This window comes from Enterobacter asburiae, assembly GCF_008080435.1.
Lineage (GTDB): Bacteria > Pseudomonadota > Gammaproteobacteria > Enterobacterales > Enterobacteriaceae > Enterobacter > Enterobacter asburiae_C.
Genome location: NZ_VRKN01000001.1, coordinates 247,557 through 262,120 on the forward strand (window position 1 = coordinate 247,557; position 14,564 = coordinate 262,120).

A 14,564-nucleotide genomic window follows, 5' to 3' on the forward strand; every position below is an offset into this window, starting at 1 on the left:
GCCGGGCTCGTCTCATCAGTCCAGCATCTTACGAATCACATAATGTAAAATGCCGTCGTTCTGGTAATAGGTCAGCTCGGTTGCCGTATCAATACGACACCGGCAATCCAGCACCTCGGTTTTCCCGTCTGCCCGCGTTAACTTCACCGGTACCGTTTTACCTGGCTGCAGGTTTTGCAGACCGCTAATCTCAATCTGCTCTTCCCCGGTCAGTCCCAGCGTTTTACGCGTTACACCCTGCGGGAACTCGAGCGGCAGGATCCCCATGCCGATCAGATTCGAGCGGTGAATACGTTCGAACGATTCGGCGATGACCACGCGAACGCCGAGCAGACGCGGACCTTTCGCCGCCCAGTCACGGCTTGAGCCGGAACCGTACTCTTTCCCGGCGATCACCGCCAGCGGTGTACCTTCCTGTTGATATTTGACCGCCGCATCATAAATCGAAACGACTTCCGTACCCGGCAGATGGCGCGTCATGCCCCCTTCTATGCCCGGTACCATTTCGTTACGAATGCGGATGTTGGCAAACGTCCCGCGCATCATGACTTCATGATTACCGCGACGCGATCCGTAGGAGTTAAAATCACGACGTTCGACGCCCCGGCTTTGCAGATAACGGCCAGCCGGGCTATCGGCTTTGATACTCCCCGCCGGAGAGATATGGTCAGTTGTGACAGAATCCCCCAGCATCGCCAGTATGCGCGCGCCATGGATATCCTTAAGCGGTGCCGGCTCGGCCAGCATCTCATCAAAGAACGGCGACAGACGAATATAGGTCGAGTCATCCTGCCAGTCATAGGTATCTGAGCCAACGACGTTGATGGTTTTCCATTCCGGCGTGCCTTCAAAGACCTCCGCATACTCTTTGCGGAACATTTCGGTTGAGACCTTTTCAACAGCCAGTGCGATCTCGCGCGAAGATGGCCAGATATCTTTCAGGTAGACAGGGTCGTTCTTACGATCGTGACCAATCGGGTCGGTCACCAGGTTGACATTCATGTTCCCTGCAAGGGCATAAGCGACCACCAGCGGCGGCGAGGCGAGCCAGTTGGTTTTCACCAGCGGGTGAATACGCCCTTCAAAGTTTCGGTTACCGGACAGGACCGCGCCTACCGTCAGGTCACCCTGCTTAATCGCCGTTTCAATAGGTTCAGGCAGTGGACCGGAGTTACCAATACAGGTCGTACAGCCGTAGCCCACGAGGTTAAAGCCCAGTTCGTCAAGGTAAGGCGTCAGTTTGGCCTGAGCCAGGTAATCAGACACCACTTTGGAACCCGGCGCCAGTGAGGCCTTGACCCATGGCTGAGGTTTTAGCCCAAGCTCTACCGCCTTTTTCGCCAACAAACCGGCCGCCATCAATACGCTGGGATTCGAGGTGTTGGTGCAAGAGGTAATGGCCGCAATAACAACCGCGCCATCCGGAAGCTGATACTGATGTCCGTCCAGAACATAATCGACTGGACGATGGTCTTTCTGCGCCACGTTCACTTCCAGCGCATTGCTGGCGGCAAAGGCTTTTGGCACGTCACTCAGCGCAACCCGATCCTGCGGACGTTTCGGCCCGGCGAGGCTCGCTTCGACGCTTCCCATATCGAGTTCAAGCGTGCTGGTGAATACCGGTTCATCGCCCGGGTTTCGCCACATGCCCTGCGCTTTGGTATAGGCCTCCACCAGCGCGACCTGCTCTTCACTGCGCCCGCTAAGGCGCATGTATTCCAGCGTGACATCATCGATGGGGAAAAAGCCGCAGGTTGCACCATATTCTGGCGCCATATTGGCAATGGTGGCGCGGTCAGCCAGAGGGAGCGAATCGAGTCCGTCCCCGTAGAATTCTACAAACTTGCCTACCACACCGTGCTTACGCAGCATCTGAGTGACGGTGAGCACCAGATCGGTGGCGGTAATGCCTTCAGACAGCTTACCGGTGAGCTTGAAGCCCACCACATCAGGGATAAGCATAGACACCGGCTGGCCGAGCATGGCTGCTTCCGCTTCGATACCCCCGACACCCCACCCCAGCACGCCCAGACCGTTGATCATGGTGGTATGGGAGTCCGTGCCCACCAGCGTGTCCGGATAAGCGACCCACTCTTTATCCTGCAATTCACTCCAGACGGCTTTACCCAGATATTCAAGGTTAACCTGGTGACAAATACCGGTACCTGGCGGGACCACGCTAAACCGGCTAAACGCCTGCTGCCCCCACTTCAGGAACACGTAGCGCTCGTGGTTACGCTCCATCTCCAGACGCACGTTCTCGCCAAAAGCATCGTCATCACCAAAGCGATCAACGGTTACGGAGTGGTCAATGACGAGGTCAACAGGGGAAAGCGGATTAACTTTTGCCGTATCACCGCCTAGACGCTTAACGGCCTCGCGCATCGCGGCTAAATCAACCACGGCAGGGACACCGGTAAAATCCTGCATCAGCACCCTTGCCGGGCGGTATGCGATTTCTTTATCGGCATGGGCGTTCTTAAGCCACCCTGCCAGCGCCTGGATATCATCGAGGGTGACAGAGTCACCGTCCTGCCAGCGCAATAGATTTTCCAGTAAAACTTTCAATGACTTGGGTAAACGCGAAATGTCCCCAAGCGTTCTGGCGGCCAGCGGCAGGCTGTAGTAACGCCAGGTTTTATTTTTTGCCTGTAATGTGTCCTTACTGGCTTCGCGTAGGGTTAACGACATAAGCTCCTCCTTAATCACAGAGATGCCCCGACAATCATCAGGGCCGTAATTAAAGATAACACAAAGATGTTGTAACGTTTTGATAACAACCCAAATTGATAAATTTAGGATTGGTCCAGAATGGGAAAACAAAAAACCCCGCCGTAGCGAGGTTTTACAATTTAGTGGAGGGCCAACCAGATGAGCTGACTCCAGAACAGAATCGACACGGTAAAAACGCCGATCCATGACCAGTATTTGTGAGACGTCATGTTATTCATCATAGGGACACCAGGCATTATTTATAAAAAGTTCCGAGGTTTGTCCTCAGTGCTATATTGCTGATGTGTATTTATTAAAGAGTACAAAAGTGCTGAGTCGATATTCAGACTATTTGCATCATTACGCAATAAACTAAATTATTGTTTTTTGGGTTCGTCTTCTGCGAACACATCAATAAACGCTTGCTGCTGCGGCGTCAGTTTCCAGGACGCGGGTACAACAGTCGCAGGTGCTTTACGCCCTCTGTGGCCGTTGTCACGATGCTGACACATCTGTTTTACCGTTTCTGTACGTACCGTCACTGCCATATTTAACCCCAATATTTCCAGGCCAGGAGAGCAACCACCACCCAAAACAGGGTAGAGACGAGAAAGACCGCCAGCCAGGCTTTACGCTTGAGCGCAGGATCCCTTTGCGGTTCTTCACTTCCTGAAGGCATTGCTAACCTCATACAATCGACATCGCTTATCATTTAGGACCAAACAATTGGTACAATTAATCATCTGTTGAGATAAATCCTAAAGAAACTTTAGCCGAAAAGCCAGTGAATTTACGCACCGGGAGGTATGAAATATTCAATCTTTTGACCAGAAATAAATAATTGAAAAGAAAAATTTGCGAAGGCGTAAATTAGTTTCTACTTTTGTCGCCAATTCACGACATTATAACCTTACGGATTAAATGGATAATGACATTATATGACAGGAGACGCTCAGATGATGATAATTCTAATTTAGCTTTGAGGCGTTATTTCGGTATCTTTCCCTAAGGGAAAGATACCGGGTGTGATTATTTTTCGGGGAGTTTGATGTCTTTAAACATCTCTTCAATATCTTCATTTGAGCGTAATGCAACGGCGGTATCAACCACATCACGCGTTAAATGAGGGGCAAAGCGCTGAATAAAATCATACATATAGCTGCGCAGGAAGGTACTGCGACGGAATCCAATTTTTGTGGTGCTATGACTGAAAACATCATGGGCATCAAGACGCACCAGGTCAGGGTCTGACACCGGATCCACCGCCATGCTGGCAATGACGCCCACCCCCAGACCAAGCCGCACATAGGTTTTAATCACGTCGGCATCCGTCGCGGTAAAGACAATGCGCGGCGTTAACCCTGCCCGGTTAAAGGCCGTATCAAGCTCGGACCGTCCGGTAAAGCCAAACGTATACGTCACTAAAGGATATTGCGCCAGCTCTTCGATAGTGACCGACCCTTTACCCGCCAGGGGGTGATCGGGGGTCACCACGATAGAACGGTTCCAGTGGTAGCATGGCAGCATGACCAGATCGTCATACAGGTGAAGCGCTTCGGTGGCGATGGCAAAGTCTGCATTACCCTTGGAAACGGCTTCAGCAATTTGCGTTGGCGAGCCCTGGTGCATATGCAAAGAGACGCGAGGATAACGCTCAATAAAGCCTTTAATCACACCGGGTAGCGCATAGCGCGCCTGGGTATGCGTCGTGGCAATATACAGCGAGCCTTTATCCGGCCAGGTGTGTTCCCCCGCCACAGACTTAATCGCATCGACTTTCGAGAGGACTTCCCGCGCAATGCGGATGATTTCCTGCCCCGCAGGCGTCACCTGGGTGAGATGCTTACCGCTGCGGGCAAATATCTGGATACCTAACTCGTCCTCCAGCATACGAACTTGTTTGCTGATGCCCGGTTGCGAGGTATATAACCCCTCGGCGGTAGAAGAGACGTTAAGGTTATGATTCACCACCTCAACGATATAACGAAGCTGCTGTAATTTCATGCCAGACCATCCGATTTAGCGCACGCGGTCAATCGCTTAAGACGATTTAATAATAAGAAACAGGTTAACTATAACCACTATATCATTTATAGCCTGACTGTATAGTACGGAACAAAAAATAATAACAAGGCAATAAAAAAGGGCCGGAAATCCGGCCCTTTTACAGGTAAGTTACGGTAAGGGAAGATTATTTCTTGCCTTCAACCCATTTGCCATCAACAAAGAAGGCTGACCATCCGGTCGCTTTACCCTCTTTCTCGGCCGCAACATACTGCTGCTTTGTTTTACGGCTAAACCGTACCACGGTTTTGTTGCCTTCCGGATCCTGCTGTGGCGCATCGGCCAGATAACGCAGTTTCTCAGGCAGACGATCGCGGAAGCGATGCAACTCTTCCACCAGCGGCGCGCGCGTTTCACGCGATTTCGGGAAGGTGTTAGCGGCCAGGAAGACACCCGCAGCGCCGTCACGCAGCACGAAGTACGCGTCGGATTTCTCGCACGGCAGTTCTGGTAGCGGAACCGGATCTTCCTTCGGCGGAGCCACTTCACCGTTACGCAGGATTTTACGCGTGTTTTTACACTCGTCGTTGGTACAGGCCATGTACTTGCCGAAACGCCCCATTTTCAGGTGCATTTCAGAGCCACACTTCTCGCACTCCACAATCGGGCCGTCATAGCCTTTAATGCGGAACTCGCCCTCTTCGATCTCATACCCGTCACACGTTGGGTTATTACCGCAGACGTGCAGTTTACGTTTTGGATCGATCAGGTAGCTGTCCATTGCTGTGCCGCATTTCTTGCAGCGGCGTTTAGCACGCAGAGCGTTAGTTTCCGCATCGTCACCTTCCAGCACGTTGAGAACTTCGTTCTCAGGCACCAGGTTAATGGTGGTTTTGCAGCGCTCTTTTGGTGACAGCGCGTAGCCGGAGCAGCCAAGGAAGACGCCCGTGGTTGCGGTGCGGATCCCCATCTTGCGGCCGCAGGTTGGGCAGTCGATGCTGGTCAGAACCATCTGGTTAGGCAGCATGCCGCCCTCTTCAGGATCTTTCTCAGCTTTTTCAAGCTGGTCGGTAAAGTCGCTAAAGAAGCTGTCGAGTACCTTTTTCCATTCCGCCTGATGGCTGGCAACCTGGTCGAGGCTGTCTTCCATTTGCGCGGTGAAATCGTAATTCATCAACTCGCGGAAGTTAGCTTCCAGACGGTCGGTGACGATCTCACCCATTTTTTCCGCATAGAAACGGCGGTTTTCAACGCGTACGTAGCCACGGTCCTGAATCGTCGAGATGATGGACGCGTAGGTCGACGGACGGCCAATTCCGCGTTTTTCCAGCTCTTTCACCAGGGATGCTTCACTGAAGCGCGCAGGCGGTTTGGTGAAGTGCTGGGCTGGCACGAGGTCAACCAGCGAGAGCTCATCCCCTTTGTTCACCGCCGGCAACGTTCGGTCTTCATCACCTTTACGCAGCGCAGGCATCACTTTCGTCCAGCCGTCGAAACGCAGGATACGACCGCGCGCTTTGAGACGGAACTCACCCGCGCCAACGGTCAGCGTGGTGGAATCGTACTGCGCTGGGGTCATCTGGCACGCCACGAACTGGCGCCAGATCAGCTGATACAGCTTCTGCGCGTCGGCTTCCATGTCTTTCAGCGATTCCGCTAACACAGAGACGTCAGAAGGACGAATCGCTTCGTGTGCTTCCTGAGAGTTCTCTTTGCTGGCGAACTGGTTAGCGCTTTCCGGCAGGTATTTCTTACCGAAATTGTCACTGATGTAGCCGCGCACCATGTTGACCGCGTCCTGGCTCAGGTTGGTTGAGTCGGTACGCATGTAGGTGATGTAGCCCGCTTCATACAGGCGCTGAGCCATCATCATGGTTTTCTTCACGCCATAACCCAGACGCGTGCTTGCAGCCTGTTGCAGCGTAGAGGTAATAAACGGAGCACCGGGCTTGCTGCTGGTCGGTTTGTCTTCACGTTCCAGCACCTGATAGCGTGCTTTTTCCAGCAGCGCTACGGCGGCCATGGTCTGGTCGCGGTTTTCTGGACGGAAAGGCTTATCGTTGTGATGGCTTACCTGCAGCGGCAGAGCGTCACCGCCCGGCGTGGTCACATTGGCGTCGACTTCCCAGAACTCTTCCGGCACGAAGGCTTTAATTTCGCGCTCACGCTCAACGACCAGACGCACGGCGACGGACTGCACACGACCTGCGGACAGGCCACGGGCAATCTTCTTCCACAGCAGTGGAGAAACCATGTAGCCCACAACGCGGTCCATAAAGCGACGTGCCTGCTGTGCGTTTACACGGTCAATATTCAGTTCGCCCGGCTTCTCAAACGCCTGACGAATCGCATTCTTCGTAATTTCGTTAAACACTACACGGCTGTAGCGTTTGTCATCACCACCGATCACTTCCCGCAGGTGCCACGCAATGGCTTCCCCTTCGCGGTCAAGGTCGGTTGCGAGATAGATGTGGTCTGCTTTTTCAGCAAGCTGCTTCAGCTCGTTAACGACTTTTTCTTTCCCGGGCAGCACTTCATATTGTGCATCCCAGTTATGCCATGGGTTCACACCCATGCGGTTGACAAGCGCGCTACGTTCATCCTTTTTAGGCTTTTTAGCCCCTTTGGTGGAGGTAGAGTCTGCGCTCTTTTTGCTGGCTGAGCCACTGGTCGGCAAATCGCGGATATGACCCACGCTGGACTTAACCACGTAGTCATTACCCAGATACTTATTGATCGTTTTGGCTTTTGCCGGGGACTCAACGATGACGAGAGCTTTACCCATATTCACCTTTACCTAATTTAATTCTTCCAGGAATACGCCGCACGTTGATTTCCCTTCCGCTGACGACGAGCCAATGATATTGCGACTGCGTCAGGAGATATCAACCCCTTTGTCTTACCGGGCGTTAAAGAAAAGACGCCCAGGTGATTGAGTTTTCGGGTATTTTTCTCACATCTCGTGTAATTCGTGACGAATTCCCGGTTGAATGTCAAGCAATTCTGTTGCCAGAATGACGAAAGCGCACACTCTACCTGATAAAATTCGTTACGCAACTTTATTAGCATGCAAAAGCAAATCCCGCCAGCCAGGCCCCTGCACCTTATCCCCTCACATTACAGGGAAAATTTGCCCCCAAAGCGCCCTCGGCGTAGACTATTGTCACTGTTTAAGGAGTGGATTATGCAGAATACGACCCAACCTATTGACCGAGCCTCTCTGCTTATCGAAGCAAACAAGCTTATCCGTGACCATGAAGATACGCTGGCGGGCATTGAAGCCACCGGTGTAGAGCAGCGTAATGGCGTGCTGATTTTCAGCGGCGAATACTTCCTTGACGAACAGGGGTTGCCGACCCCGAAAAGCACCGCCGTGTTTAACATGTTCAAATACCTGGCGCATACGCTTTCCGAGAAATATCACCTGGTCGATTAACGCAAAACGCGAGGCATGTGCCTCGCGTTTTTGTTTACAGCAGCGGTTTTTGTCCACGCTGTAGCCAGCGAAGCAGCAGGCGGTCCGCACTTTCTGCCGCGCTGTTGGTAAAGCGGTCAAGGAGTCGCTTACGCTGGGTAAAGCGCACGCCCACCAGTTCCCGGCCTTCCATCAGGTTGAGTAGCAGATCGTCGCTGGTTCCAACTTCATCCACCAGCCCTTTCTCCTGCGCCTGGACGCCGTACCAGTGCTCCCCTGTCGCGACCTGTTCAATATCGAGCGTCGGACGCATACGGTGCACAAAATCTTTAAAGAGGTGATGCGTTTCGTTGAGGTCTTCACGGAATTTTTGACGCCCTTCTTCCGTGTTTTCCCCCAGCAGCGTCAGGGTACGTTTGTACTGACCCGCCGTGTGAAGTTCGATATCAATCTCTTTATTTTTCAGGAAGCGGTTAAAGTTCGGAATTTGCGCGACCACGCCGATCGACCCAATAATGGAGAACGGCGCGGCAACAATTTTGTCCGCCACACAGGCCATCATATAGCCACCGCTGGCTGCCACTTTATCCACGGCCACGGTCAGCGGGATCTGTTTTTCACGCAGGCGCTGCAGCTGTGAGGCTGCCAGTCCGTAACCGTGAACCACCCCGCCCGGGCTTTCAAGACGCACGACAACCTGATCCTGCGGTGTCGCCACGGCCAGAACGGCAGTCACTTCCTCCCGCAGAGAGGAAACTTCATGGGCATCCATACTGCCTTTAAAATCGAGCACATAGACACGTGGCGTAGCCTTATCCTGCGGCACATTGAGCTTCGCTTTTGCCTTTGCCGCTTTGGCTTCCTGTTTATGCTTTTTCTTCTGCGCTTTCAGCCAGAGTTTCTGTTGATGACTATCAAGCAGCGCCAGAGACATCTCTTCCTGCATCTCTTTATACTGCTCACTCAGGCGGGTGATGCGTAACTCCCCACGCTGACGCTTGCGCTGCGTCAGGTTGACAATCAGAACGGCAACCACCGCAATGGCAATCACCACCGTCGCGATTTTGGCCAAAAACAACCCATATTGAGAAAGTAATTCCACGCGTTCCACCTTGATTTAACCACGAATCTTTCACGGCAGTGTACATCAGCCCTGCCCATGCGTCTCGCTCGTGACATTACCTCTGCGAGCCGCCTTCAGGAATCCCCGGCCTGGAGTTTAAATATTTGCAAATTGTTAATTTTACAGTAATGCGTCCTGTAGACTGATTGAATTATTAGGCTAATTCGGGCATAAAGCCGAAAAGTCATCATAAAGGCGTCATTGCGTCACCGGTCGCCTGAGGAGTCACCGTGCATTATCAACCGCAAAAAAATCTGCTGCAAAACCGGATTATTCTTGTCACTGGTGCCAGCGACGGGATTGGCCGCGAGGCGGCCCTGACATACGCCGAATACGGCGCGAACGTCATTCTGATCGGGCGCAACGAAGAAAAACTGAAAAACGTCGCTCAGGAGATTGAGGCTGTATGTGGCACACCGGCCCCGTGGTATACACTGGATTTGCTGACCTGCACGCCCACGGTGTGCCAGGAATTAGCCCAGCGCATCAGCGCCCACTATCCGAGACTCGACGGCGTGCTGCATAACGCCGGTTTGTTAGGTGAAGTGCGTCCGATGGATGAACAGGATCCTGATATCTGGCAGCAGGTGATGCAGGTCAACGTTAACGGCACGTTCTTCCTTACGCAGGCATTGCTTCCTTTATTACTGAAATCCGAGTCAGGGTCCCTGGTCTTTACCTCTTCCAGCGTTGGCCGTGAGGGACGCGCAAACTGGGGAGCCTATGCCGTATCAAAATTCGCGACCGAAGGCATGATGCAGGTGCTGGCGGAGGAGTACCAGAGCCGCCATCTGCGCGTAAACTGCATTAACCCGGGCGGTACGCGCACCAAAATGCGCGCCAGCGCGTTCCCGAGCGAAGATCCGCAGAAGCTGAAAACCCCTGCAGACATTATGCCGCTCTATCTCTGGCTGATGGGCGACGACAGCCGCCGCAAAACCGGGATGACCTTTGACGCCCAGCCGGGCCGTAAACCAGGAATTTCGCAATGAGTGAAGAACGTCATCAGCAGCGCCAGCAGCGTCTGAAAGAACAGGTCGATGCGCGCGTCGCGGCGGCCCAGGACGAGCGTGGGATCGTCATCGTCTTTACCGGCAACGGCAAGGGGAAAACCACCGCCGCATTCGGCACGGCGACACGCGCCGTCGGTCACGGACAAAAAGTGGGCGTGATCCAGTTTATTAAAGGCACATGGCCCAACGGCGAGCGGAATTTACTCGAGCCTCACGGCGTCGAGTTTCAGGTCATGGCGACCGGGTTTACGTGGAATACCCAGAACCGGGAAACGGACACTGCCGCCTGCCTCGCCGTCTGGGAGCATGCAAAGAGAATGCTGGCCGATCCCTCGCTGAACATGGTTCTGCTGGATGAGATCACCTATATGGTCGCCTACGACTACCTGCCGCTGGAAGCCGTGCTGGATGCTCTGAAGAACCGTCCTGTACACCAGACGGTTATCGTCACGGGGCGCGGGTGTCATCGGGATATTCTGGAGATGGCCGATACCGTCAGCGAGCTGCGTCCGGTCAAACACGCATTTGATGCGGGCATCAAAGCGCAAATTGGCGTTGATTACTAAAGAAAAAAGCCCGGTGCGTTGACCGGGCTTTTACATTAACCATTGTTATTACGGCTGCCGGAGCGGCGGCTGCTGCTCACCTGGCTGTGGCGCTTCACCGCACGACGGATCTGATTCGCCTTCATGCGACGACGGTCTTTTTCCACCGCCACTTTTGAGGTGGTTTCCGGCGTCAGGCCGACCAGCTCGCGAAGGTAGTTGGTTTGGGTCAGATCCAGTTCGGTATACCCGCCGCGTGGCAGACCTTTCGGCAGCAGAATGTCGCCGTAACGGACACGGATCAGACGGCTCACCTGGACGCCTACCGCTTCCCAGAGACGACGCACCTCGCGGTTGCGGCCTTCGGTCAGGGTCACGTTGTACCACTGGTTAATGCCTTCCCCACCGGTAAACTTGATGGTTTTGAACGCCGCAGGACCGTCTTCCAGCTGAACGCCACGCGACAGATCGCGCAGTTTATTCTCATCAACCTGGCCAAATACGCGCACCGCGTATTCACGTTCCACTTCACGGCTTGGATGCATCAGACGATTAGCCAGTTCACCATCGGTGGTAAACAGCAGCAGACCGCAGGTGTTTACGTCCAGACGACCGACGGCAATCCAGCGAGCGCCGCGCAGTTTAGGCAGACGGTCAAACACCGTCGGACGACCTTCCGGGTCGTTGCGGGTGCACAGTTCGCCTTCCGGCTTGTAGTAAGCCAGCACGCGACAGATTTGTTCAGCGGACTCTTTCACGGAGATAAGATGACCGTCGATGCGGATCTTCAGCCCCGGTACGATTTCAACGCGGTCACCCAGCGTGGCGATTTTACCGTCCACACTCACGCGGCCCGCTTCAATAATGGCTTCGATTTCACGGCGTGAGCCGTGGCCGGCGCGCGCCAGCACTTTCTGTAACTTCTCGCTCATTGAGCTTCCTCAGGTGTCGCCTTCACAGGCGTCTGGTGTACTTTCTAAAACAACGAGTTAGCCAAATATCAACTTAACTCACTGATCTGTAAGTCTTTCATGGTACACAGCATGGCAAACAACGTGTCACACAAGCTGTCACACACAATGATTCGTGGGCGCACATACTACACTAACTTTAGACTAAAAGATTCAACAAGTTTTATGCGTCTGAGTCCCGGCATTGATAGCTGAAACACGCTAACCCGTCGAAACCACGTCGTGTTGAAACAAACCAGTCTTTTTCGCCAGATGTAAATGAAATTCTCCGCGAGGCAATCAGAAAGGAACGCGTGCTTATATTGATGCTGGCACCTTCTCGCCAGCATAAAAAACACTATTTAATGCATAATCATTCAATGTTAGCATAGGTGTTAAATGTAGAGTCTTCGGAGATGACTATGCTGGATATAACAAACTTTGGGCTTTTTGCCCTGTCTGTTTTTCTTCTTTCCATCACACCAGGGCCTGACATGGCCTACGTGATAGGTCAAAGTGTGGCTAACGGAAGACGAGCGGGGATCATCTCTGCTGCAGGCGTGGCTTTAGGTAGCTGTACCCATGCTGTTGCAAGCGCAGTTGGATTAACTGCATTGATTACAGCTTCTCCACTGATGTTCACCATCATTAAGTATCTTGGTGCGGCTTATCTGATGTATCTCGGCAGTAAAATGGTTTTGGGAACATTTACAAAACAAACCGCCAATCGCCATGAAGCTGAACCCGTGAAGACAAAATCTACTCTTACGAATCTGCTTTCTAAAGGCTTTATTACAACCTTGACCAATCCGAAGGTGCTCTTATTCTTCATCTCCTTCTTCCCCCAGTTTGTTTCACCAGGGGGTGAACATCACACCACTTCTTTCCTGGTTCTGGGTATGGTCTACGCGCTGATAGCATTTTTGACAGATATCGCTTTTGCTGTTCTTGCAGGTAGCGCCGCCGGTGCAGTTTCTCAGAATAGAAGATTGCAGAAAATACTGGATCGAATTGTTGGCGTAACATTTATAGGGTTAGGTCTACGCCTGGCATTGACTCGCCGTTGAGAATAAGGGGGCGTTGTGCCCCCTTATTCCTTGGGTTTACAAGAAAGGCTTTACATCACCCACGCCTTCACGAATCACTTCCGGTGCATCTTCGGTTAAGTCGACCACGGTGGTCGGCTGCTGACCGAGATAGCCGCCGTGAATAATCAGCTCGACCACCTTCTCCAGACGATCTTTAATTTCTTCCGGATCGGACTCGGTAAACTCACTTCCCGGCAGCATCAGCGAGGTAGAAAGCATCGGCTCGCCGAGGGTTTCCAGCAGCGCCTGAGCAATCGGATTCGACGGCACGCGCATGCCGATGGTTTTACGTTTCTCCTGCAGCAGACGGCGCGGTACTTCCTTCGTGCCCTTCAGGATGAAAGTGTAGTTACCCGGCGTGTTGTTCTTAATCAGGCGAAACGCCACGTTATCGACATACGCATAGGTCGACAGCTCAGAGAGATCGCGGCACATCAGGGTAAAGTTATGGCCGTCCGGCAACTGGCGAATACGGCAAATGCGTTCCATCGCCCCTTTATCTTCAATTTTGCAGCCCAGCGCGTAGCCTGAATCTGTCGGGTAGACAATCACGCCGCCTTTGCGGACGATCTCCACGGCCTGGTTAATCAGACGTGGCTGCGGGTTATCCGGATGGATATAGAAAAACTGACTCATACTTCCCTCTCTTCAATTTGCTGCGGCTGTTCCCAGAGCTGCCAGACCGGCTCAACGCCAGCGGGCAACCAGAGCTTGCGCCCCAGTTCGATCCAGGCGCAGGGCTGATGGAAATCAGACCCCTGTGACCCAAGCAGGCCAAACTGGCGGGCATAGGTCGCGAGCTGCGCGCGCTCGTTGGGCGCCTGCTGACACTGGGCGACTTCCATCGCCTCGCCACCGCATTCGGCAAAGTGCGCCAGCAGTCTTTTCAGCCATTTAGCAGAAAGATTATACCGTCCCGGATGGGCCAGCACGGCCTTTCCGCCAGAATGATGAATCACATCAATAGCTTGTTTTATTGTACACCACTGTGGCGGAACGTATCCGGTTTTACCGCGTGCCAGATACTTTTTAAAGACGTCCGCCATGGTCGTCGCTTTGCCAGCTTCGACCAGAAAACGGGCGAAATGACCGCGGGTGACCGCCCCGCCGTTCGCCATCTTTTGCGCGCCTTCCAGCGCGCCCGGAATATGCGCCTTTTCCAGACGCTCGCCGATCATCTCTGCGCGCTGATTGCGGCGCGTTTTTTGTTCTTGCAAAAATGCAATAAGTGCCGGATGGTCTATATCGATGTTCAGGCCAACGATATGAATCTCATGGTTTTCCCAGACGGTCGAAATCTCAACGCCGGACACCAGATTCAGCGACAGTCCGCTGCGGACGATCTCGGCGCGCGCGGCCGGAATGGCATCTGTCGTATCGTGATCGGTTATCGCCAGCGTACCGACGCGCATTTCAACGGCACGATGAACCAGGGCTTCGGGTGTCAGCAGGCCATCAGAGGCCTGAGTATGGCTGTGTAAATCGTAAATAATGGCGTAGGTGGTATCGCTCAAAGCACTTCCCATAGCAGGTTGGAGACATCCGAAAACACCATGATACCGACTTAACGCGAAATTCTGAAATCGAGGGTTGACAACTTGCCATCGAACTAGTTAACTAGTACGCAAGTTCACACGAGAAAGGTATCTGAAAATGACTGCACATTTCACTCTGCACGGTTGGTGGCGTACTTCCTGATCATCGGGCAGTGTCA

15 protein-coding genes and 1 other annotated feature (1 of these 16 only partly in view) are annotated in these 14,564 nt (G+C 53.1%); of the genes, 5 read left to right on the forward strand and 10 right to left on the reverse strand.

Translation table 11 applies throughout. The features are described from left to right. Window positions 1-15 precede the first annotated feature (15 nt). The 6 genes from acnA to topA form a co-directional block, all read right to left on the reverse strand. Window positions 16-2,691, reverse strand: a complete 2,676-nt coding sequence (acnA, locus tag FU672_RS01155) for an aconitate hydratase AcnA (protein ID WP_148241839.1) — start codon at window positions 2,689-2,691, stop codon at window positions 16-18. A 161-nt stretch (window positions 2,692-2,852) separates the two neighbouring features. Continuing rightward, entirely contained in the window at window positions 2,853-2,951 is a 99-nt protein-coding gene (gene ymiC, locus FU672_RS25055) for a small membrane protein YmiC (RefSeq protein ID WP_032623144.1), read from the reverse strand. A gap of 138 nt (window positions 2,952-3,089) precedes the next feature. After that, a complete protein-coding gene (locus FU672_RS25530) occupies window positions 3,090-3,260 on the reverse strand; it encodes a YciX family protein (protein WP_032656727.1) in 171 nt (56 codons plus the stop codon). A gap of 2 nt (window positions 3,261-3,262) precedes the next feature. Further along, a complete protein-coding gene (locus tag FU672_RS01160) occupies window positions 3,263-3,403 on the reverse strand; it encodes a YmiA family putative membrane protein (RefSeq protein WP_213327741.1) in 141 nt (46 codons plus the stop codon). 338 nt (window positions 3,404-3,741) lie between these two features. Continuing rightward, entirely contained in the window at window positions 3,742-4,716 is a 975-nt protein-coding gene (cysB, locus tag FU672_RS01165; protein WP_008502814.1) for an HTH-type transcriptional regulator CysB, read from the reverse strand. Window positions 4,717-4,903: 187 nt separating this feature from the next. Beyond that, complete coding sequence (gene topA / locus FU672_RS01170) at window positions 4,904-7,501, reverse strand: type I DNA topoisomerase (protein ID WP_047651111.1); 2,598 nt, start codon at window positions 7,499-7,501, stop codon at window positions 4,904-4,906. Window positions 7,502-7,900: 399 nt separating this feature from the next. Here topA and FU672_RS01175 point away from each other — a divergent pair, with 399 nt between their 5' ends. Further along, entirely contained in the window at window positions 7,901-8,152 is a 252-nt protein-coding gene (locus tag FU672_RS01175; protein ID WP_023312072.1) for a YciN family protein, read from the forward strand. 34 nt (window positions 8,153-8,186) lie between these two features. Here FU672_RS01175 and sohB read toward each other — a convergent pair whose 3' ends face one another. Beyond that, on the reverse strand, window positions 8,187-9,233 hold the full coding sequence (gene sohB, locus FU672_RS01180) for a protease SohB (protein ID WP_148241840.1): 1,047 nt from the start codon (window positions 9,231-9,233) through the stop codon (window positions 8,187-8,189). Between the two features lie 251 nt (window positions 9,234-9,484). Here sohB and FU672_RS01185 point away from each other — a divergent pair, with 251 nt between their 5' ends. Together FU672_RS01185 and cobO are read left to right on the forward strand one after the other, a co-directional pair. Continuing rightward, the gene (locus tag FU672_RS01185; RefSeq protein WP_148241841.1) at window positions 9,485-10,246 is read left to right on the forward strand and encodes a YciK family oxidoreductase; all 762 of its coding nucleotides are present in this window, start codon (window positions 9,485-9,487) and stop codon (window positions 10,244-10,246) included. Continuing rightward, window positions 10,243-10,833: a cob(I)yrinic acid a,c-diamide adenosyltransferase gene (gene cobO, locus FU672_RS01190; RefSeq protein ID WP_024907116.1), complete on the forward strand. Its 591-nt coding sequence runs from the start codon at window positions 10,243-10,245 to the stop codon at window positions 10,831-10,833. The genes FU672_RS01185 and cobO overlap by 4 nt, the downstream gene beginning before the upstream one ends. A gap of 35 nt (window positions 10,834-10,868) precedes the next feature. On the opposite strand, the gene rluB is transcribed toward cobO, so the two are convergent. Next, on the reverse strand, window positions 10,869-11,744 hold the full coding sequence (rluB, locus tag FU672_RS01195; protein WP_023312076.1) for a 23S rRNA pseudouridine(2605) synthase RluB: 876 nt from the start codon (window positions 11,742-11,744) through the stop codon (window positions 10,869-10,871). A gap of 440 nt (window positions 11,745-12,184) precedes the next feature. On the opposite strand from rluB, the gene FU672_RS01200 reads away from it, so the two are divergent. Next, window positions 12,185-12,829, forward strand: coding sequence for a LysE family translocator (locus FU672_RS01200; RefSeq protein WP_148241842.1), 645 nt, complete (start codon window positions 12,185-12,187; stop codon window positions 12,827-12,829). Window positions 12,830-12,865: 36 nt separating this feature from the next. Here FU672_RS01200 and FU672_RS01205 read toward each other — a convergent pair whose 3' ends face one another. After that, window positions 12,866-13,486, reverse strand: a complete 621-nt coding sequence (locus tag FU672_RS01205; RefSeq protein ID WP_003856793.1) for an L-threonylcarbamoyladenylate synthase — start codon at window positions 13,484-13,486, stop codon at window positions 12,866-12,868. Continuing rightward, the gene (gene rnm / locus FU672_RS01210) at window positions 13,483-14,364 is read right to left on the reverse strand and encodes an RNase RNM (protein ID WP_148241843.1); all 882 of its coding nucleotides are present in this window, start codon (window positions 14,362-14,364) and stop codon (window positions 13,483-13,485) included. Before rnm ends, FU672_RS01205 begins: the two co-directional genes overlap by 4 nt. Before the next feature lie 139 nt (window positions 14,365-14,503). On the opposite strand from rnm, the gene trpL reads away from it, so the two are divergent. Further along, window positions 14,504-14,548 carry a trp operon leader peptide gene (trpL, locus tag FU672_RS25425; protein ID WP_106993556.1) on the forward strand — a complete coding sequence of 15 codons (45 nt, stop codon included), beginning with the start codon at window positions 14,504-14,506 and terminating at the stop codon, window positions 14,546-14,548. Next, window positions 14,525-14,564, forward strand: a sequence feature (Trp leader region) (it continues 55 nt past the right edge of the window). Its footprint overlaps the gene before it by 24 nt.

Excerpts from the sequence above, each read along its gene's own strand:
- acnA (WP_148241839.1), bottom strand. The coding sequence starts at position 2,691 with ATGTCGTTAACCCTACGCGAAGCCAGTAAGGACACATTACAGGCAAAA.
- ymiC (WP_032623144.1), bottom strand. The coding sequence starts at position 2,951 with ATGAATAACATGACGTCTCACAAATACTGGTCATGGATCGGCGTTTTT.
- FU672_RS25530 (WP_032656727.1), bottom strand. The coding sequence starts at position 3,260 with ATGGCAGTGACGGTACGTACAGAAACGGTAAAACAGATGTGTCAGCAT.
- FU672_RS01160 (WP_213327741.1), bottom strand. The coding sequence starts at position 3,403 with ATGAGGTTAGCAATGCCTTCAGGAAGTGAAGAACCGCAAAGGGATCCT.
- cysB (WP_008502814.1), bottom strand. The coding sequence starts at position 4,716 with ATGAAATTACAGCAGCTTCGTTATATCGTTGAGGTGGTGAATCATAAC.
- topA (WP_047651111.1), bottom strand. The coding sequence starts at position 7,501 with ATGGGTAAAGCTCTCGTCATCGTTGAGTCCCCGGCAAAAGCCAAAACG.
- FU672_RS01175 (WP_023312072.1), top strand. The coding sequence starts at position 7,901 with ATGCAGAATACGACCCAACCTATTGACCGAGCCTCTCTGCTTATCGAA.
- cobO (WP_024907116.1), top strand. The coding sequence starts at position 10,243 with ATGAGTGAAGAACGTCATCAGCAGCGCCAGCAGCGTCTGAAAGAACAG.
- rluB (WP_023312076.1), bottom strand. The coding sequence starts at position 11,744 with ATGAGCGAGAAGTTACAGAAAGTGCTGGCGCGCGCCGGCCACGGCTCA.
- FU672_RS01200 (WP_148241842.1), top strand. The coding sequence starts at position 12,185 with ATGCTGGATATAACAAACTTTGGGCTTTTTGCCCTGTCTGTTTTTCTT.
- FU672_RS01205 (WP_003856793.1), bottom strand. The coding sequence starts at position 13,486 with ATGAGTCAGTTTTTCTATATCCATCCGGATAACCCGCAGCCACGTCTG.